General features: G+C 54.0%; 11 protein-coding genes, 6 tRNA genes and 3 rRNA genes. 1 reads left to right on the plus strand and 19 read right to left on the minus strand.

What is annotated here, in order from left to right; translation table 11 throughout:
- Nucleotides 1-35: 35 nt before the first annotated feature.
- The 12 genes from rpoB to MC269_RS17445 all read right to left on the minus strand — a co-directional run bounded on the left by rpoB (nucleotide 36) and on the right by MC269_RS17445 (nucleotide 9,917).
- Nucleotides 36-4,064, minus strand: coding sequence for a DNA-directed RNA polymerase subunit beta (rpoB, locus tag MC269_RS17390; protein ID WP_239953166.1), 4,029 nt, complete (start codon nucleotides 4,062-4,064; stop codon nucleotides 36-38).
- 328 nt (nucleotides 4,065-4,392) lie between these two features.
- Entirely contained in the window at nucleotides 4,393-4,755 is a 363-nt protein-coding gene (gene rplL, locus MC269_RS17395) for a 50S ribosomal protein L7/L12 (RefSeq protein WP_033755825.1), read from the minus strand.
- Nucleotides 4,756-4,818: 63 nt separating this feature from the next.
- Nucleotides 4,819-5,316, minus strand: coding sequence for a 50S ribosomal protein L10 (gene rplJ, locus MC269_RS17400; protein WP_003848098.1), 498 nt, complete (start codon nucleotides 5,314-5,316; stop codon nucleotides 4,819-4,821).
- Nucleotides 5,317-5,667: 351 nt separating this feature from the next.
- Nucleotides 5,668-6,372, minus strand: a complete 705-nt coding sequence (gene rplA / locus MC269_RS17405; RefSeq protein ID WP_081142490.1) for a 50S ribosomal protein L1 — start codon at nucleotides 6,370-6,372, stop codon at nucleotides 5,668-5,670.
- A 3-nt stretch (nucleotides 6,373-6,375) separates the two neighbouring features.
- Entirely contained in the window at nucleotides 6,376-6,804 is a 429-nt protein-coding gene (gene rplK, locus MC269_RS17410) for a 50S ribosomal protein L11 (protein WP_008108393.1), read from the minus strand.
- Nucleotides 6,805-6,951: 147 nt separating this feature from the next.
- The gene (nusG, locus tag MC269_RS17415; protein WP_012439920.1) at nucleotides 6,952-7,497 is read right to left on the minus strand and encodes a transcription termination/antitermination protein NusG; all 546 of its coding nucleotides are present in this window, start codon (nucleotides 7,495-7,497) and stop codon (nucleotides 6,952-6,954) included.
- A gap of 1 nt (nucleotide 7,498) precedes the next feature.
- Nucleotides 7,499-7,882 carry a preprotein translocase subunit SecE gene (gene secE, locus MC269_RS17420; protein ID WP_033755817.1) on the minus strand — a complete coding sequence of 128 codons (384 nt, stop codon included), beginning with the start codon at nucleotides 7,880-7,882 and terminating at the stop codon, nucleotides 7,499-7,501.
- A 227-nt stretch (nucleotides 7,883-8,109) separates the two neighbouring features.
- On the minus strand, nucleotides 8,110-9,294 hold the full coding sequence (gene tuf / locus MC269_RS17425) for an elongation factor Tu (RefSeq protein WP_033752981.1): 1,185 nt from the start codon (nucleotides 9,292-9,294) through the stop codon (nucleotides 8,110-8,112).
- A gap of 107 nt (nucleotides 9,295-9,401) precedes the next feature.
- Nucleotides 9,402-9,477 (minus strand) — tRNA-Thr (locus tag MC269_RS17430).
- Between the two features lie 5 nt (nucleotides 9,478-9,482).
- Nucleotides 9,483-9,557, minus strand: a tRNA-Gly gene (locus tag MC269_RS17435).
- Nucleotides 9,558-9,749: 192 nt separating this feature from the next.
- Nucleotides 9,750-9,834: transfer RNA gene (locus MC269_RS17440), tRNA-Tyr, on the minus strand.
- Between the two features lie 7 nt (nucleotides 9,835-9,841).
- Nucleotides 9,842-9,917: transfer RNA gene (locus tag MC269_RS17445), tRNA-Thr, on the minus strand.
- A gap of 513 nt (nucleotides 9,918-10,430) precedes the next feature.
- Between MC269_RS17445 and coaA the strand changes: the two genes are divergently transcribed.
- Nucleotides 10,431-11,381 (plus strand): type I pantothenate kinase, encoded by a 951-nt coding sequence (gene coaA / locus MC269_RS17450; protein ID WP_081142488.1) that lies wholly within the window; start codon nucleotides 10,431-10,433, stop codon nucleotides 11,379-11,381.
- 36 nt (nucleotides 11,382-11,417) lie between these two features.
- Here the strand turns inward: coaA and birA are convergent, their stop codons facing one another.
- The 7 genes from birA to MC269_RS17485 all read right to left on the minus strand — a co-directional run bounded on the left by birA (nucleotide 11,418) and on the right by MC269_RS17485 (nucleotide 18,778).
- Nucleotides 11,418-12,377 (minus strand): bifunctional biotin--[acetyl-CoA-carboxylase] ligase/biotin operon repressor BirA, encoded by a 960-nt coding sequence (gene birA, locus MC269_RS17455; protein WP_239953167.1) that lies wholly within the window; start codon nucleotides 12,375-12,377, stop codon nucleotides 11,418-11,420.
- Nucleotides 12,374-13,411, minus strand: a complete 1,038-nt coding sequence (gene murB / locus MC269_RS17460) for a UDP-N-acetylmuramate dehydrogenase (RefSeq protein ID WP_239953168.1) — start codon at nucleotides 13,409-13,411, stop codon at nucleotides 12,374-12,376. The genes birA and murB overlap by 4 nt, the downstream gene beginning before the upstream one ends.
- 157 nt (nucleotides 13,412-13,568) lie before the next feature.
- Nucleotides 13,569-13,684, minus strand: a 5S ribosomal RNA gene (gene rrf / locus MC269_RS17465).
- Nucleotides 13,685-13,776: 92 nt separating this feature from the next.
- A 23S ribosomal RNA gene (locus tag MC269_RS17470) occupies nucleotides 13,777-16,679 on the minus strand.
- 194 nt (nucleotides 16,680-16,873) lie between these two features.
- Nucleotides 16,874-16,949, minus strand: a tRNA-Ala gene (locus MC269_RS17475).
- 141 nt (nucleotides 16,950-17,090) lie between these two features.
- Nucleotides 17,091-17,167 (minus strand) — tRNA-Ile (locus MC269_RS17480).
- Nucleotides 17,168-17,238: 71 nt separating this feature from the next.
- Nucleotides 17,239-18,778 (minus strand): 16S ribosomal RNA (locus MC269_RS17485).
- Together the 16S, 23S and 5S rRNA genes with 2 tRNA genes alongside form the textbook arrangement of a ribosomal RNA operon.
- Nucleotides 18,779-18,974: the final 196 nt, after the last annotated feature.

The raw sequence follows: 18,974 nt of genomic DNA on the forward strand, positions 1-18,974 counted from the left end.
AAACTGCGCGCCCCATAACCAGTACTTGCGAGTGCTTACTCGTCTTCCAGCTCGATGTTGATACCCAGCGAGCGAATCTCTTTCAACAGTACGTTGAAGGATTCCGGCATGCCCGGTTCCATCTGATGGTTGCCGTCGACGATGTTTTTATACATCTTCGTACGACCATTCACGTCATCAGACTTAACGGTAAGCATTTCCTGCAGGGTGTATGCCGCGCCGTATGCTTCCAGCGCCCACACTTCCATCTCACCGAAGCGCTGACCACCGAACTGTGCTTTACCACCCAGCGGCTGCTGCGTGACCAGGCTGTAAGAACCGGTGGAACGCGCATGCATCTTGTCATCAACCAGGTGGTTCAGTTTCAGCATGTACATGTAGCCAACAGTAACCTGACGCTCGAACTGCTCGCCGGTACGGCCGTCAAACAGGGTGATCTGGCCAGAAGAAGGCAAATCGCCCAGCTGCAGCAGCTCTTTGATTTCGCTCTCTTTCGCGCCGTCAAACACTGGCGTAGCGATCGGCATACCTTTTTTCAGGTTCTCAGCCAGACGCAACACTTCATCATCAGAGAAGGTGTTGAGGTCAACGCGCTGACGCACGTCCGCGCCCAGATCGTAGGCACGCTGGATGAATTCGCGCAGTTTCGCGACTTCTTCCTGACGCTTCAGCATGGCGTTGATCTTGTCGCCGATGCCTTTTGCCGCCATACCCAGATGCGTTTCCAGGATCTGACCGATGTTCATACGCGACGGTACGCCCAGCGGGTTCAGTACGATGTCGACCGGCGTGCCGTTCTCGTCGTAAGGCATATCTTCGATCGGGTTGATCTTAGAGATAACACCTTTGTTACCGTGACGGCCTGCCATCTTGTCGCCAGGCTGAATCTGACGCTTAACGGCCAGATAGACTTTGACGATTTTCAGCACGCCCGGCGCGAGGTCGTCGCCCTGGGTGATCTTACGACGCTTGGCTTCGAGTTTTTTCTCAAACTCGTGCTTCAGTTCGTCGTACTGCTCAGCCAGCTGCTCCAGCGCGTTCTGCTTCTCTTCGTCGGTCAGGCCCAGCTCCAGCCAGCGCTCGCGCGGCAGCTTGTCCAGCTTGTCGGCTTCAACGCCGCCGGAGATCAGCACCGCCTGAATACGGCTGAACAGGCCCGCTTCGAGGATCTGCAGTTCTTCAGACAGGTCTTTCTTCGCCTGCTTCAGCTGCATCTCTTCGATTTCCAGCGCACGCTTGTCTTTTTCCACGCCATCGCGGGTAAAGACCTGTACGTCGATAACCGTACCAGAGACGCCGTTCGGCACGCGCAGCGACGAGTCTTTCACGTCGGACGCTTTTTCACCGAAGATGGCGCGCAGCAGTTTCTCTTCCGGCGTCAGCTGGGTTTCACCTTTCGGCGTCACTTTGCCCACCAGAATGTCGCCGCCGGTCACTTCCGCACCGATGTAGACAATGCCGGATTCATCCAGTTTAGAGAGCGCTGCTTCACCCACGTTCGGGATGTCAGCGGTGATCTCTTCTGGCCCCAGCTTGGTGTCGCGAGACACGCACGCCAGTTCCTGAATGTGGATGGTGGTGAAACGATCTTCCTGAACCACACGCTCGGAGACGAGGATGGAGTCTTCGAAGTTGTAACCGTTCCACGGCATGAACGCGACGCGCATGTTCTGGCCAAGCGCCAGTTCGCCCAGGTCGGTTGACGGGCCGTCAGCCAGCACGTCGCCGCGCTCGACCGGCTCGCCCAGCGACACACACGGCATCTGGTTGATGCAGGTGTTCTGGTTAGAACGGGTGTACTTAGTCAGGTTGTAGATGTCGATACCCGCTTCGCCCGGATACATCTCATCTTCGTTAACTTTGATAACGATACGAGAAGCATCAACGTACTGAACGGTACCGCCACGTTTCGCTACGGCGGTAACGCCGGAGTCGACCGCTACCGCGCGCTCCATACCGGTACCCACCAGCGGCTTGTCAGCGCGCAGAGTCGGTACAGCCTGACGTTGCATGTTCGCACCCATCAGGGCGCGGTTAGCATCATCGTGCTCCAGGAACGGGATCAGCGACGCACCGACAGAAACCACCTGCTGGGTGGAAACGTCCATGTAGTCAACCTGATCGCGGCTGAACAGGCTCGATTCGCCTTTGCTACGGCAGGTGACGAGGTCATCAACAAAGTGACCTTCGTCATCCAGCTGGGCGTTCGCCTGAGCGATAACGTAGTTACCCTCTTCAATCGCAGAGAGGTAATGGATTTCGTCAGAAACCACACCGTCGATAACGCGACGATACGGGGTTTCCAGGAAACCGTACTCGTTGGTCTGCGCATAGACAGACAGCGAGTTGATCAGACCGATGTTCGGACCTTCAGGGGTTTCGATAGGACAGACGCGACCGTAGTGAGTCGGGTGTACGTCTCGAACTTCGAAGCCGGCGCGCTCACGCGTCAGACCGCCTGGGCCGAGTGCAGAGATACGACGTTTGTGCGTAATCTCTGACAGCGGGTTGTTCTGATCCATAAACTGAGAGAGCTGGCTGGAGCCGAAGAACTCTTTCACCGCCGCCGAAATCGGCTTGGCGTTAATCATGTCCTGCGGCATCAGCGTGTCGAGGTCGCCCAGCGACAGACGCTCTTTCACCGCACGCTCTACGCGAACCAGGCCAACGCGGAACTGGTTTTCCGCCATTTCGCCCACTGAACGGATACGACGGTTGCCGAGGTGGTCAATATCGTCCACTTCGCCTTTACCGTTACGGATATCGATCAGCTTCTTCATCACTTCGATGATGTCTTCTTTGCTCAGGATACCTGAACCTTCGATCTCATCGCGCAGCAGCGAACGGTTGAACTTCATACGGCCAACAGCCGACAGATCGTAGCGATCTTCGGAGAAGAACAGGTTCTCGAACAGGTTCTCAGCGGCTTCACGCGTCGGCGGCTCGCCAGGACGCATCATGCGGTAGATCTCAACCAGCGCGCTCAGGCGATCGTTGGTTGGATCGACGCGCAGGGTCTCGGAGATGTACGGGCCGTGATCCAGATCGTTGGTGAACAGCGTTTCGATACGCTTGTGACCAGACTGGCTCAGTTTGGCCAGCAGATCCATGGAGAGCTCCATGTTCGCCGGAACGATCAGTTCGCCGGTGCTCTCGTCGATGTAATCTTTTGCGACCACTTTGCCCGCGATGTACTCAACCGGCACTTCGATATGCTGAATGCCATCTTTTTCCAGCTGACGAATGTGGCGCGCAGTGATGCGACGGCCCTTCTCGACGTAAACGTTGCCGTTGGCTTCGATGTCGAAAGAGGCGGTTTCGCCGCGCAGGCGCTCAGGCACCAGCTCCATCTGCAGCTTGTTATCGCGGATCTCAAACACCACTTTTTCGAAGAACAGATCGAGGATCTGCTCAGAGGTGTAGTTCAGCGCGCGCAGAATGATACTGGCCGGCAGCTTACGACGACGGTCGATACGGACGAACAGGTTGTCTTTCGGGTCGAACTCGAAGTCCAGCCATGAACCGCGGTAAGGGATGATACGTGCGTTATACAGCACTTTACCCGATGAGTGGGTTTTACCCTTATCGCTGTCGAAGAAGACGCCAGGACTACGATGCAGCTGAGAAACGATAACGCGCTCAGTACCGTTGATAACAAAGGTACCGTTGTCCGTCATGAGCGGAATTTCGCCCATGTAGACTTCTTGTTCTTTAATGTCTTTAACGGTGCCTTCCGGCGCTTCGCGCTCGTAGATCACCAGACGCAGTTTGACGCGCAGCGGTGCGGAGAACGTCACGCCACGAATCTGACACTCTTTCACGTCAAAGACGGGTTCGCCCAGACGATAGCTGACGTATTGCAGCTCGGAGTTACCGCTGTAACTCTGGATAGGGAATACGGAACGGAAGGCTGCTTCCAGACCATACTGACCTTCCGGATCTTGCTCGATAAATTTCTGAAACGAGTCAAGCTGGATAGAAAGGAGATAAGGTATGTCCAGTACTTGCGGACGTTTACCAAAATCCTTACGAATACGTTTTTTCTCGGTATAGGAGTAAACCATAGGGTTCCTCAGCTAGCTGACAAGTCGACCCACGCTGTCCGTCCTGAAGGACAGTTCATGCAACACTATTTTGTTTGATTCATGCGGCGCGGAGGCCACATGCAATACATCTTTCTATCACTCTTAAATCATTTCATTGCCTTAGCATGGGCAGGGAACCCGCGCAGGAAAGCAGTATATTAAGGCGTCGATAGAAAAAGATATTGAAGAGCAGCGATGGACAAACAGTGCGAAACCCCATCAAGGCTCTTGAGCGCAAAAAGGCTGGTGACCAAAAAGCCACCAGCCATCAGCCTGATTTTACTCAGACTGCAACCAAAAGGTTGTCTTACTTAACTTCAACGTCAGCGCCAGCTTCTTTCAGAGCAGCTTCAAGTGCAGCTGCGTCGTCTTTGCTGATGCCTTCTTTGATCACGCCAGTTGCTTCAACCAGGTCTTTGGCTTCTTTCAGGCCCAGACCAGTTGCGCTACGAACGGCTTTGATTACTGCAACTTTGTTCGCGCCAGCAGATTTCAGAACTACGTCGAATTCAGTTTTCTCTTCAACAGCTTCAGCCGGGCCAGCAGCAACAGCTACAGCAGCAGCAGCAGACACGCCGAATTTTTCTTCCATTGCAGAAACCAGCTCAACTACTTCCATTACGGACATAGCTGCAACAGCTTCCAGAATTTGGTCTTTAGTGATAGACATAACAATTGTTCCTAAGAATCAGAAAAAGTTTATACGTTAAAGTGCGAAAGAAAAGAGTGGGCCTTAAGCCGCTTCTTTTGCGTCGCGTACAGCAGCCAGAGTGCGGACCAGTTTGCCAGCAGCGGCTTCTTTCATGGTCGACATCAGACGTGCCAGTGCTTCTTCGTAGGTCGGCAGAGTTGCCAGACGGTCAATATTAGCCGCCGTGATCAGCTCACCTTCAAAGGCTGCAGCTTTGACCTCAAATTTTGCATTCGCTTTCGCGAAATCTTTGAACAGACGAGCAGCAGCGCCCGGGTGTTCCATAGAATATGCAATCAGGGTCGGACCAACAAACGTGTCTTTCAGGCACTCGAACTGAGTACCTTCAACGACGCGGCGCAGCAGGGTGTTACGAACAACACGCATGTAAACGCCAGCTTCACGACCTGCTTTACGCAGTTCGGTCATTTTATCAACGGTAACGCCACGGGAATCCGCAACAACCGCTGACAGCGCGCCTTTGGCTACTTCGCTGACTTCAGCAACAATCGCTTGTTTGTCTTGAAGATTTAATGCCATTAGCTTTTGCTCCTGGATTTGACCAGGGAAGGATTTCCCCGGAACTCACTTCACTTACCGACCCGCAGGAAGGTAAGCGCTAAAACACGGTGAGCAGAATCCAGTTAAGAAAAATTCTTTTTGGTTCTGTCACCGTCTACGCAGGGGATTAAGCGTCTCATCCTAAGATGGGTCGCGCCTGCGGTCTTGGACGGAGGCCAGGAAAGGCCTGGCTCCAACCTACCCCGCCGTTGCCGTTGCGCTGCCGAAGCAAACGCGCGGGTCACCGCGGGATATAAATTCTGTGCGCTGTTTACCAGAACAACGGGCGTAAGATTCTAGGTGAATTTTTCGCCCGTTTCAAGCAGCAAATTAGTTTGCTGCTGCGTTCAGACCAGACTGGTCGATGGCAACGCCAGCGCCCATGGTGGTAGACAGGCTGATTTTCTTGATGAAAACGCCTTTCGCCTGAGCAGGTTTCGCTTTTTTCAGCGCAACCAGCAGAGATTCCAGGTTTTCTTTCAGCTTGTCGGCGTCGAAGTCCACTTTACCGATGGTAGTGTGGATGATGCCGTTCTTGTCGTTACGGTAACGAACCTGACCCGCTTTGGCGTTTTTAACCGCTTCAGCAACGTTCGGGGTTACAGTACCCACTTTCGGGTTTGGCATCAGGCCGCGCGGACCCAGAACCTGGCCCAACTGGCCAACAACGCGCATTGCATCCGGAGAAGCAATAACAACGTCAAAGTTCATTTCGCCTTTTTTGATCTGGTCAGCCAGATCTTCCATACCTACCAGCTCAGCGCCAGCTGCTTTAGCAGCTTCGGCGTTTGCGCCCTGGGTAAAGACGGCAACGCGTACTGAACGGCCAGTACCGTGCGGCAGAACGGTCGCACCACGAACGTTCTGGTCAGATTTACGTGCATCGATGCCGAGGTTAACGGCAACGTCCACGCTCTCTACAAACTTAGCGGTAGCCAGTTCTTTCAGCAGAGCAACAGCTTCAGTGACGTCGTACTGTTTGGTCGCATCAACTTTGTCACGGATCACGCGCATGCGCTTGGTCAGCTTAGCCATTTCTTAGTCCTCTACTACCAGGCCCATGGAACGAGCGGTACCTTCGATAGAGCGAGTCATCGCTTCTACGTCAGAACCAGTCATGTCCGCAGCTTTGGTTTCTGCGATTTCACGTACCTGAGCACGAGTTACTTTACCGACTTTATCTTTGTTCGGCTTACCAGAACCAGACTTGATGCCCGCTGCTTTTTTCAGCAGAACGGCGGCCGGCGGAGTTTTGGTAACGAAGGTGAAAGAACGGTCGCTGTATACGGTGATAACAACCGGAGTCGGCAGACCCTTCTCCAGGGATTCCGTTTTGGCGTTGAACGCTTTACAGAATTCCATGATGTTAACGCCCTGCTGACCCAGAGCCGGACCTACCGGTGGGCTCGGGTTAGCCATACCTGCTGCAACCTGCAGCTTGACGTAGGCTTGTACTTTCTTGGCCATGATTATTCCTCAGTTGGGTATAGCGCCTGAAAAACAGGCTCCCCGTGATAACAGTTCACACGCTGTTAACAGCGCATAAAAACAAAAGGCGCGAAATTATAGTTAAATTTCGCGCCTTCTGCAAGAGCCAGAATGTGAGCAAGGTGATTAACCTTTCTCCACCTGTCCAAAGTCCAGTTCGACCGGCGTTGCTCGGCCAAAGATAGAAACAGAGACTTTCAGGCGGCTTTTTTCGTAATCCACCTCTTCCACCACGCCGTTGAAGTCGGCAAACGGGCCGTCGTTGACGCGCACCATTTCGCCCGGTTCGAACAGCGTTTTCGGACGCGGCTTGTCACCCACCTGCTGCAGGCGGTTCATAATCGCATCCACTTCTTTATCGCTGATCGGCGCAGGACGATCGGAGGTGCCGCCGATGAAACCCATCACGCGCGGCACGCTGCGCACGAGGTGCCAGCTGGCGTCATTCATCACCATCTGTACCAGCACGTAGCCAGGGAAGAATTTGCGTTCACTTTTACGACGCTGACCGCCGCGGATCTCGACCACTTCTTCAGTGGGAACCATGACGTCGCCGAACAGCTCTTCCATGTTGTGCAATTTGATGTGCTCGCGCAGCGACTGTGCTACGCGGCCTTCAAAGCCGGAAAACGCCTGCACGACGTACCAGCGTTTTTTTGGAGCTTCAGACATCTCAGAACCTCAGGCCAGTGATAAACGATACCAGACGGACCAGAATACCATCCAGCCCCCACAAAATCAGTGACATCACGGCGGTCACCGCGGCAACGATTAACGTGGTGTGCAGCGTTTCCTGGCGAGTCGGCCAAATGACCTTACGCATTTCAGTGCGTGCTTCACGTGCAAAAGCCACGGTTGCTTTGCCTTTGACTGTCAACAGCGCAATGCCGCCTGCAGCCGCAATCAGCACCACGACAGCCAGCGCGCGTAAAGGCAGCGTCACATCGCGATAAATATAATTGCCTACGATGGCTACCAGCAGCAACGCAACCACAGCCAGCCACTTTATCGCTTCCAGGCCGCGCCCGCTCCCTTGAGCTTCGGTATTCGCACTCATAAACCAACCTGCCACAATAATTCAGAAACTATTTTGCCCCGCAAGGCGAGGCATCCAAACCGAATGAGCTTTTGGGCGTAACTCGGCATCCTACGCCGCGCAACAGAGCCTGTCTCAGCAATGATTATGATCGAAAATCACTGATGAGCCAGGTTCTATATAACAGCGTGCAAAAAGGGCATCAAATGATGCCCTCTTCGTATGCATTGCGTCAAATATTATCGTAATTAAGCGATAACTTCAGCAACAACGCCCGCGCCAACGGTACGGCCGCCTTCGCGGATTGCGAAGCGCAGACCCTGGTCCATCGCGATCGGATGGATCAGAGTAACGGTCATTTTGATGTTGTCGCCCGGCATTACCATCTCAACGCCTTCCGGCAGTTCGATGTTGCCAGTCACGTCAGTAGTACGGAAGTAGAACTGCGGACGGTAGCCTTTGAAGAACGGAGTGTGACGACCGCCTTCTTCTTTGGACAGAACGTAGACTTCTGACACGAAAGTGGTGTGCGGCTTGATTGAGCCCGGCTTAGCCAGAACCTGGCCACGCTCGATCTCTTCACGCTTGATACCACGCAGCAGAACGCCGACGTTCTCACCAGCCTGACCCTGATCCAGCAGTTTGCGGAACATTTCAACGCCGGTACAGGTTGATTTCGCGGTGTCTTTGATGCCCACGATTTCAACTTCGTCGCCGACTTTCACGATGCCGCGCTCAACACGACCGGTAACAACGGTACCACGGCCAGAGATTGAGAATACGTCTTCGATCGGCAGCAGGAACGGCAGGTCGATAGCACGAACCGGATCCGGGATGTAGGTATCCAGGTGGCCAGCCAGCTCAACGATCTTCGCTTCCCACTCAGCGTCGCCTTCCAGCGCTTTCAGCGCTGAACCGCGAACGATCGGAGTGTCGTCGCCCGGGAAGTCGTACTGTGACAGCAGGTCACGCACTTCCATCTCAACCAGTTCCAGCAGCTCTTCGTCATCAACCATGTCACACTTGTTCAGGAACACGATGATGTAAGGCACGCCAACCTGACGACCCAGCAGGATGTGCTCACGGGTCTGCGGCATCGGGCCGTCAGTCGCAGCAACAACCAGGATAGCGCCGTCCATCTGCGCAGCACCGGTGATCATGTTTTTCACATAGTCGGCGTGGCCCGGGCAGTCAACGTGCGCGTAGTGGCGAGACGGGGTTTCATACTCAACGTGTGAAGTGTTGATGGTGATACCACGTGCTTTCTCTTCCGGCGCGTTATCGATCTGGTCGAATGCGCGAGCCTGGCCGCCGTAGGTTTTAGCCAGAACGGTGGTGATTGCTGCAGTCAGGGTGGTTTTACCGTGGTCAACGTGACCGATGGTGCCCACGTTTACGTGCAGTTTGTTACGTTGAAATTGCTCTTTAGCCATCGCTTGTCCCTCTAAGACACGGATATATCAAAGATATCATCACATCAACCAGGCTGTGCCTGAGTGCAGGATTTACAGAGAGAGAATCAGGGAGGAGATAAAGGAAGTGGTGCTGATACCCAGAGTCGAACTGGGGACCTCACCCTTACCAAGGGTGCGCTCTACCAACTGAGCCATATCAGCACATCTGGAGCGGGCAGCGGGAATCGAACCCGCATCATCAGCTTGGAAGGCTGAGGTAATAGCCATTATACGATGCCCGCATCCTGGAACTCGGCTACCTGTTCTTTCTGTAGCTTGTGAATAATAAGAGATGATCCCCTACTATTCAAAGTCTGACAGCGTTGCTGACCGACTTTAACTGTGCCGAAGCGCAGTCTGAATTTAGGGTGAGAGAAGTGACTCACCGACAGATAAACTGGCTGTTTATCTGCTCTCAACCGCAAGGGTTGAGATGGTGGTGGGAGAAGGATTCGAACCTTCGAAGTCTGTGACGGCAGATTTACAGTCTGCTCCCTTTGGCCGCTCGGGAATCCCACCTACTTGATGGTGCCGGCTACCGGAATCGAACTGGTGACCTACTGATTACAAGTCAGTTGCTCTACCAACTGAGCTAAGCCGGCATCAAGTGACGCGCATTCTAGGAAGGTCGGGGACAGGATGCAACAAAAAAATCGCTGAAATAACTCTATCGCTTACTATTTGTGCAAATCCTCGCATTTTAGCGATTTAGTGCGGAAAAATTAGACGAATAAGGCCGGTTTTGTTCCTCTGCGCCGCGCGTTGCCAGCGCCTTTTTCTCTGCCTTAGCAGGTGCGCCGCAGGCTTTTTTCTTTATGCAGCGCGATAAAAAAAGATTATTTTTTGCCGGCGACGCTTTTTTATCCCTCTATGGCGAGCCGGTACGGCACCGGAAAGAGAAGCCATTATTTTTGCTCTTCTACGTTATGCGCGCTCTCTTGCGAAAGCGTGCGCGGTTTTATCATTTTTCTTCTTTTTATTGTCGCACTGATGTTAACCTCCAGCCCATTGTTCTCAGTAAAGACCTTGTGACGCGTCGTTATGTTCTCATATCGCTACAGGTTTTTTATCTGCGTGATAGGAATGAACCTGACGCTGCAGTCAGACGCATACTTATGAATAAAAAGAATTCACCTCTGACCACGCCCTATTTAGAGTTCACGCGTAAGCAGTGGGCTGCGCTGCGTAATTCCGTGCCGATGACCCTGACTGAAGAGGAGATCGCGCAGCTGAAAGGCATTAATGAGGATTTGTCTCTGGAAGAAGTCGCAGAGATTTATCTTCCTTTGTCGCGTCTGCTTAATTTCTATATCAGCTCTAATCTGCGCCGTCAGGCAGTGCTGGAGCAGTTCCTCGGCACCGACGGGCAGAAAATCCCCTACATCATTAGCATTGCCGGCAGCGTGGCGGTGGGCAAAAGCACCACCGCGCGCGTATTGCAGGCGCTGCTGAGCCGCTGGCCCGAACATCGCAAAGTCGAGCTGATCACCACCGATGGCTTTCTGCATCCCAACGCGGTGCTGAAAGAGCGCGGCCTGATGAAGAAGAAAGGTTTCCCGCAGTCCTATGATATGCATCGGCTGGTTAATTTTGTTTCCGCGCTGAAATCAGGCGCCAGTCAGGTCACGGCGCCGGTCTATTCGCATCTGGTCTATGACGTTATTCCCGACGGCGACAAAGTGGTTCATCAGCCCGATATATTGATCCTGGAGGGGCTGAACGTGCTGCAGAGCGGCATGGACTACCCTCACGATCCGCATCATGTTTTTGTGTCGGACTTTGTCGATTTCTCTATCTATGTGGATGCGCCTGAAGAGCTGCTGCAGCGATGGTATATCAACCGTTTTCTGAAATTCCGCCAGGGCGCTTTTACCGATCCCGACTCCTATTTCCATCACTATGCGCAGCTCTCCGAAGAGGAGGCGGTGCAGATCGCTACCGGACTGTGGAAAGAGATTAACTGGCTAAACCTGCAGGAAAATATTCTACCGACTCGCGAGCGAGCCAGCCTGATTATGACCAAAGGCGGCAATCATGCGGTTGATCGGGTCAGACTGCGAAAATAAGCGTTAAAAAAGCCTGCATCGTGCAGGCTTCATTTTTTACTGTGGACGCAGCGATATCTCTCCGCCGACCCAGGATTTAAGCTCGCCATCCTGCTCCAGCACTAATCCGCCCTGTTTATCAATGCCCCGCGCGATGCCGTGGATCTCTCTGTCGCCGATAAGCAGCTTAACCGGGCGATCGATAAAGTTATCCAGCGCCTTCCAGCGATGGGTAAAAGGCGCCAGGCCGTCACGTTCGAATAGCGGCAGCGCCTCGCGCAGGCTGTTGATCAGCTTTGCCGCCAGATCGTTTCGATTGATGGCGATACCCGCTTCCTGCAGATTGATCCAGCCCTGATTGATTTGCGCCGTGTACGCGCCGCGCATTGCCAGGTTGATCCCGGCGCCCATCACGATCTGTGCAGCGTCCCCGGTTTTACCGGTGAGTTCCACCAGAATGCCCGCCAGTTTGCGATCGTTAAGATAAAGATCGTTTGGCCATTTTACCCGGACATCCTGCGCGCCGAGCTGCTGTAGGGTTTCGGCCATGACAATACCGATAACCAGACTCAGTCCCATCGCGGCTGCCGGGCCCTGCTCCAGGCGCCAGTACATCGACATATAGAGGTTGGCGCCGAATGGCGAGAACCACTGGCGGCCGCGACGGCCTCTGCCCGCCTGCTGATACTCCGCAATGCAGGCATCGCCCGACTGCAGCGTATTCATGCGATCCAGCAGATACTGGTTGGTGGAGTCGATAACCGGGATCACTTCCAGCCGGGGCTGGTTAAGCTGGGCGAGAATGGCGGCTTTATCCAGTAACTGCATTGGCGCGGGCAGGCTATATCCCTTCCCTGTTACCGTATAGATATCCAGTCCCCAGGATTTCAGCGTCTGGATATGTTTATTGATCGCCGCGCGGCTCATGCCCAGCGTGTCGCCAAGCTGTTCGCCAGAATGAAATTCACCGTCGGCGAGTATCTCAACCAGCTTCAACGGGATGCTATGGTCTTTCATAAGATTGCCTCAACAGCATTGCGCTCGCCCTGCGCGCCGATAAAGCGCACCTCAGGCTCCAGCCACACATCAAATTTCTCTCCGACGCGCATGCGCACGGCTTTCGCCAGTTCGACAATATCCTGAGGCGTCGCCTGCTCAGCGTTGATGAGCACCAGCGCCTGCTGCTGATGCACCGCCGCGCCGCCGATGCGAAATCCTTTGAGCTGGCACTGATCGATCAGCCAGCCCGCCGCCAGTTTGACCTCGCCGTTCGCCTGCGGGTAATAAGGCATAGTCGGCGAGGTAAGCTTCAGCCTCTCAGCCTGTTCATGGCTTATCAGCGGGTTTTTAAAGAAGCTGCCTACGTTGCCCGTTACGCGTGGATCGGGCAACTTGCTCTGCCGCATCTGGCAAACGGCGTTGAATACCTCTTCTGGCGTTGCCGTCGCGGGATCCAGACGGCTTAAATCGCCATAGGAAAGCACCGGCTGCCAGCTTTTCGGCAGCCTGAGCCCTACGGCAACAATGGCGTAACCCTGCTGGTAGTGATGCTTGAAGATGCTGTCGCGGTAACCGAAAGCACAGTCGTCACGGTGCAGCCGCAGCGTTTCGCCGCTGTCGAGGTTGAGCACGTCGACATATTCGCAGATGTCTTTAAATTCCACGCCGTAGGCGCCGATATTTTGAATCGGCGCCGAGCCTGCCATACCGGGAATAAGCGCCAGATTTTCGAGCCCGGCAATCCCCTTCTCCAGTGCGAATTTGACCAGCGCATGCCAGTTTTCGCCGGCGCCAACATGAAGCTGCCAGGCTTCAGCCTGCTGCTGGATCGCGATACCTTTGATCCGATTTAGCACGACGGTGCCGGCGAAATCTTCCAGGAAAAGCACATTACTGCCTTCGCCCAGCAGAATAAAAGGATGATGACTGCGCTTCGCCTCCTGCCAGGCGTGAAGAATAGCCTCTGGCGTTTCAGCGATAATGCGTTCACGCGCGCAGATTTCAAGACCAAGCGTATTATCAGCTTGCAGAGAAGAATACTGGTGGGACATTGTGTGGCCTTAACAAAGTTATCTGCGCGTAGTTTACCGTATCAGTTCCGGCTTGTAGGGAAGTTTTAGCGCTGTCGCGACGGGAAAATGATCTTTTTGAGCGAAATTCAGACGTAAAAAAGCCCTCTGCGTCAGCAGAGGGCTTTTTCGTTTGGATGCCTGGCAGTTCCCTACTCTCGCATGGGGAGACCCCACACTACCATCGGCGCTACGGCGTTTCACTTCTGAGTTCGGCATGGGGTCAGGTGGGACCGCCGCGCTAGTGCCGCCAGGCAAATTCTGTTTTCCGCGCCGCCATAAGGCCGCACGGTGTATCCGTCAACAAGCTGAAAATCTCGCGTCTCACAAAACGCCTCTGGCGTTGTAAGGTTAAGCCTCACGGGTCATTAGTACCGGTTAGCTCAACGCATCGCTGCGCTTACACACCCGGCCTATCAACGTCGTCGTCTTCAACGTCCCTTCAGGACCCTCAAGGGGTCAGGGAAAACTCATCTCGGGGCAAGTTTCGTGCTTAGATGCTTTCAGCACTTATCTCTTCCGCACTTAGCTACCGGGCAGTGCCATTGGCATGACAACCCGAACACCAGCGGTGCGTTCACTCCGGTCCTCTCGTACTAGGAGCAACCCCCCTCAGTTTTCCAGCGCCCACGGCAGATAGGGACCGAACTGTCTCACGACGTTCTAAACCCAGCTCGCGTACCACTTTAAACGGCGAACAGCCGTACCCTTGGGACCTACTTCAGCCCCAGGATGTGATGAGCCGACATCGAGGTGCCAAACACCGCCGTCGATATGAACTCTTGGGCGGTATCAGCCTGTTATCCCCGGAGTACCTTTTATCCGTTGAGCGATGGCCCTTCCATTCAGAACCACCGGATCACTATGACCTGCTTTCGCACCTGCTCGAGCCGTCACTCTCGCAGTCAAGCTGGCTTATGCCATTGCACTAACCTCCTGATGTCCGACCAGGATTAGCCAACCTTCGTGCTCCTCCGTTACGCTTTGGGAGGAGACCGCCCCAGTCAAACTACCCACCAGACACTGTCCGCAGCCCGGATAACGGGCCTACGTTAGAACACCAGCCATTAAAGGGTGGTATTTCAAGGACGGCTCCACGCAGACTGGCGTCCACGCTTCGAAGCCTCCCACCTATCCTACACATCAAGGACCAGTGTTCAGTGTCAAGCTGTAGTAAAGGTTCACGGGGTCTTTCCGTCTTGCCGCGGGTACACTGCATCTTCACAGCGATTTCAATTTCACTGAGTCTCGGGTGGAGACAGCCTGGCCATCATTACGCCATTCGTGCAGGTCGGAACTTACCCGACAAGGAATTTCGCTACCTTAGGACCGTTATAGTTACGGCCGCCGTTTACCGGGGCTTCGATCAAGAGCTTCTCCTTGCGGATAACCCCATCAATTAACCTTCCGGCACCGGGCAGGCGTCACACCGTATACGTCCACTTTCGTGTTTGCACAGTGCTGTGTTTTTAATAAACAGTTGCAGCCAGCTGGTATCTTCGACTGGCCTCGGCTCCGGGAGCAAGTCCCCTCACCTACGCGCCAGCGTGCCTTCTCCCGAAGTTACGGCACCATTTTGCCTAGTTCCTTCACCCGAGTTCTCTCAAGCGCCTTGGTATTCTCTACCTGACCACCTGTGTCGGTTTGGGGTACGATTTCGTGTTGCCTGATGCTTAGAGGCTTTTCCTGGAAGCAGGGCATTTGTTGCTTCAGCACCGTAGTGCCTCGTCGTCACGCCTCAGCCTTGACTTTCCGGATTTGCCTGGAAAGTCAGCCTACACGCTTAAACCGGGACAACCGTCGCCCGGCCAACATAGCCTTCTCCGTCCCCCCTTCGCAGCAACACCAAGTACAGGAATATTAACCTGTTTCCCATCGACTACGCCTTTCGGCCTCGCCTTAGGGGTCGACTCACCCTGCCCCGATTAACGTTGGACAGGAACCCTTGGTCTTCCGGCGAGCGGGCTTTTCACCCGCTTTATCGTTACTTATGTCAGCATTCGCACTTCTGATACCTCCAGCGGCCCTCACAGGCCACCTTCGACGGCTTACAGAACGCTCCCCTACCCAACAGTATCGCTACTGCTGCCGCAGCTTCGGTGCATGGTTTAGCCCCGTTACATCTTCCGCGCAGGCCGACTCGACCAGTGAGCTATTACGCTTTCTTTAAATGATGGCTGCTTCTAAGCCAACATCCTGGCTGTCTGGGCCTTCCCACATCGTTTCCCACTTAACCATGACTTTGGGACCTTAGCTGGCGGTCTGGGTTGTTTCCCTCTTCACGACGGACGTTAGCACCCGCCGTGTGTCTCCCGTGATAACATTTCTCGGTATTCGCAGTTTGCATCGGGTTGGTAAGCCGGGATGGCCCCCTAGCCGAAACAGTGCTCTACCCCCGAGAATGAGTTCACGAGGCGCTACCTAAATAGCTTTCGGGGAGAACCAGCTATCTCCCGGTTTGATTGGCCTTTCACCCCCAGCCACAGGTCATCCGCTAATTTTTCAACATTAGTCGGTTCGGTCCTCCAGTTAGTGTTACCCAACCTTCAACCTGCCCATGGCTAGATCACCGGGTTTCGGGTCTATACCCTGCAACTTAACGCCCAGTTAAGACTCGGTTTCCCTGCGGCTCCCCTATACGGTTAACCTTGCTACAGAATATAAGTCGCTGACCCATTATACAAAAGGTACGCAGTCACCCCATAAAAGAGGCTCCCACTGCTTGTACGTACACGGTTTCAGGTTCTTTTCACTCCCCTCGCCGGGGTTCTTTTCGCCTTTCCCTCACGGTACTGGTTCACTATCGGTCAGTCAGGAGTATTTAGCCTTGGAGGATGGTCCCCCCATATTCAGACAGGATACCACGTGTCCCGCCCTACTCATCGAGCTCACAGCCTGTGTGTTTTCGTGTACGGGAGTATCACCCTGTACCCTGCGACTTTCCAGACGCTTCCACTAACACACAAGCTGATTCAGGCTCTGGGCTGCTCCCCGTTCGCTCGCCGCTACTGGGGGAATCTCGGTTGATTTCTTTTCCTCGGGGTACTTAGATGTTTCAGTTCCCCCGGTTCGCCTCGCAACACTATGTATTCATGTTGCGATAGTGTGTCGAAACACACTGGGTTTCCCCATTCGGACATCGCCGGCTGTAGCGGTTCATATCACCTTGCCGGCGCTTTTCGCAGATTAGCACGTCCTTCATCGCCTCTGACTGCCAGGGCATCCACCGTGTACGCTTAGTCGCTTAACCTCACAACCCACAGGCGTCTTGCGACGTCGCGGTTGTGATTATTGAGAGACTCGAACGCGTTGCCTTTATTCCTTATTACGGAGGAATAACGCAAAGCGTCGTTTCAATTTTCAGCTTGTTCCGGATTGTTAAAGAGCATAATACTTCACAGCCCACCGTTTCCGGTACGCTCTGAACTATTTCAGAAAACAGTATGGTGGAGCTAAGCGGGATCGAACCGCTGACCTCCTGCGTGCAAGGCAGGCGCTCTCCCAGCTGAGCTATAGCCCCATACAGTTACTGCAGAGACCGTCTACTACCACTCAACCTTTCCCTTAAGGAGAAACGTGAATTCGTGCTCAGGCAAGGCATGTTTTCGCGAAGCATAGTGAACTATGCGAGACGGAAACATAACGCAGCATGAGTGCGAATTGGTAGGCCTGAGTGGACTTGAACCACCGACCTCACCCTTATCAGGGGTGCGCTCTAACCACCTGAGCTACAAGCCTGTAGAGGTTTTTCTGCTCGTTACTTTCTATCAGACAATCTGTGTGAGCACTTCGAAGGCAGTATCTTCAGGTAAGGAGGTGATCCAACCGCAGGTTCCCCTACGGTTACCTTGTTACGACTTCACCCCAGTCATGAATCACAAAGTGGTAAGCGCCCTCCCGAAGGTTAAGCTACCTACTTCTTTTGCAACCCACTCCCATGGTGTGACGGGCGGTGTGTACAAGGCCCGGGAACGTATTCACCGTGGCATTCTGATCCACGATTACTAGCGATTCCGACTTCACGGAGTCGAGTTGCAGACTCCGATCCGGACTACGACGCACTTTATGAGGTCCGCTTGCTCTCGCGAGGTCGCTTCTCTTTGTATGCGCCATTGTAGCACGTGTGTAGCCCTACTCGTAAGGGCCATGATGACTTGACGTCATCCCCACCTTCCTCCGGTTTATCACCGGCAGTCTCCTTTGAGTTCCCGACCGAATCGCTGGCAACAAAGGATAAGGGTTGCGCTCGTTGCGGGACTTAACCCAACATTTCACAACACGAGCTGACGACAGCCATGCAGCACCTGTCTCACGGTTCCCGAAGGCACTAAGGCATCTCTGCCAAATTCCGTGGATGTCAAGAGTAGGTAAGGTTCTTCGCGTTGCATCGAATTAAACCACATGCTCCACCGCTTGTGCGGGCCCCCGTCAATTCATTTGAGTTTTAACCTTGCGGCCGTACTCCCCAGGCGGTCGACTTAACGCGTTAGCTCCGGAAGCCACTCCTCAAGGGAACAGCCTCCAAGTCGACATCGTTTACGGCGTGGACTACCAGGGTATCTAATCCTGTTTGCTCCCCACGCTTTCGCACCTGAGCGTCAGTCTTTGTCCAGGGGGCCGCCTTCGCCACCGGTATTCCTCCAGATCTCTACGCATTTCACCGCTACACCTGGAATTCTACCCCCCTCTACAAGACTCTAGCCTGCCAGTTTCGAATGCAGTTCCCAGGTTAAGCCCGGGGATTTCACATCCGACTTGACAGACCGCCTGCGTGCGCTTTACGCCCAGTAATTCCGATTAACGCTTGCACCCTCCGTATTACCGCGGCTGCTGGCACGGAGTTAGCCGGTGCTTCTTCTGCGGGTAACGTCAATCGACGCGGTTATTAACCGCATCGCCTTCCTCCCCGCTGAAAGTACTTTACAACCCGAAGGCCTTCTTCATACACGCGGCATGGCTGCATCAGGCTTGCGCCCATTGTGCAATATTCCCCACTGCTGCCTCCCGTAGGAGTCTGGACCGTGTCTCAGTTCCAGTGTGGCTGGTCATCCTCTCAGACCAGCTAGGGATCGTCGCCTAGGTGAGCCGTTACCCCACCTACTAGCTAATCCCATCTGGGCACATCCGATGGTGTGAGGCCCGAAGGTCCCCCACTTTGGTCTTGCGACGTTATGCGGTATTAGCTACCGTTTCCAGTAGTTATCCCCCTCCATCGGGCAGTTTCCCAGACATTACTCACCCGTCCGCCACTCGTCACCCAAGAGCAAGCTCTCTGTGCTACCGTTCGACTTGCATGTGTTAGGCCTGCCGCCAGCGTTCAATCTGAGCCATGATCAAACTCTTCAATTTAAGTTTGATTTGCTTAAACAAGTTAAGCGGTGCTCATCTGTAAAACGTCATAATGAATGTCATTATGTGTCCACTCGTGAGGCTTGATATTTTTTAAGCCCGAAGGCTTTTGATATCTGCTCTCGAGTGCCCACACAGATTGTCTGATAAATTGTTAAAGAGCGGTGCAGTCAGCGGTTGAGCCTGCTGCTGCGAG

Origin of the sequence: Pantoea sp. Z09 (assembly GCF_022394795.1) — a bacterium.
Lineage (GTDB): Bacteria > Pseudomonadota > Gammaproteobacteria > Enterobacterales > Enterobacteriaceae > Pantoea > Pantoea latae.

Coding starts and splice junctions, on each gene's coding strand:
- rpoB (WP_239953166.1), bottom strand. CDS start 4,064: ATGGTTTACTCCTATACCGAGAAAAAACGTATTCGTAAGGATTTTGGT.
- rplL (WP_033755825.1), bottom strand. CDS start 4,755: ATGTCTATCACTAAAGACCAAATTCTGGAAGCTGTTGCAGCTATGTCC.
- rplJ (WP_003848098.1), bottom strand. CDS start 5,316: ATGGCATTAAATCTTCAAGACAAACAAGCGATTGTTGCTGAAGTCAGC.
- rplA (WP_081142490.1), bottom strand. CDS start 6,372: ATGGCTAAGCTGACCAAGCGCATGCGCGTGATCCGTGACAAAGTTGAT.
- rplK (WP_008108393.1), bottom strand. CDS start 6,804: ATGGCCAAGAAAGTACAAGCCTACGTCAAGCTGCAGGTTGCAGCAGGT.
- nusG (WP_012439920.1), bottom strand. CDS start 7,497: ATGTCTGAAGCTCCAAAAAAACGCTGGTACGTCGTGCAGGCGTTTTCC.
- secE (WP_033755817.1), bottom strand. CDS start 7,882: ATGAGTGCGAATACCGAAGCTCAAGGGAGCGGGCGCGGCCTGGAAGCG.
- tuf (WP_033752981.1), bottom strand. CDS start 9,294: ATGGCTAAAGAGCAATTTCAACGTAACAAACTGCACGTAAACGTGGGC.
- coaA (WP_081142488.1), top strand. CDS start 10,431: ATGAATAAAAAGAATTCACCTCTGACCACGCCCTATTTAGAGTTCACG.
- birA (WP_239953167.1), bottom strand. CDS start 12,377: ATGAAAGACCATAGCATCCCGTTGAAGCTGGTTGAGATACTCGCCGAC.
- murB (WP_239953168.1), bottom strand. CDS start 13,411: ATGTCCCACCAGTATTCTTCTCTGCAAGCTGATAATACGCTTGGTCTT.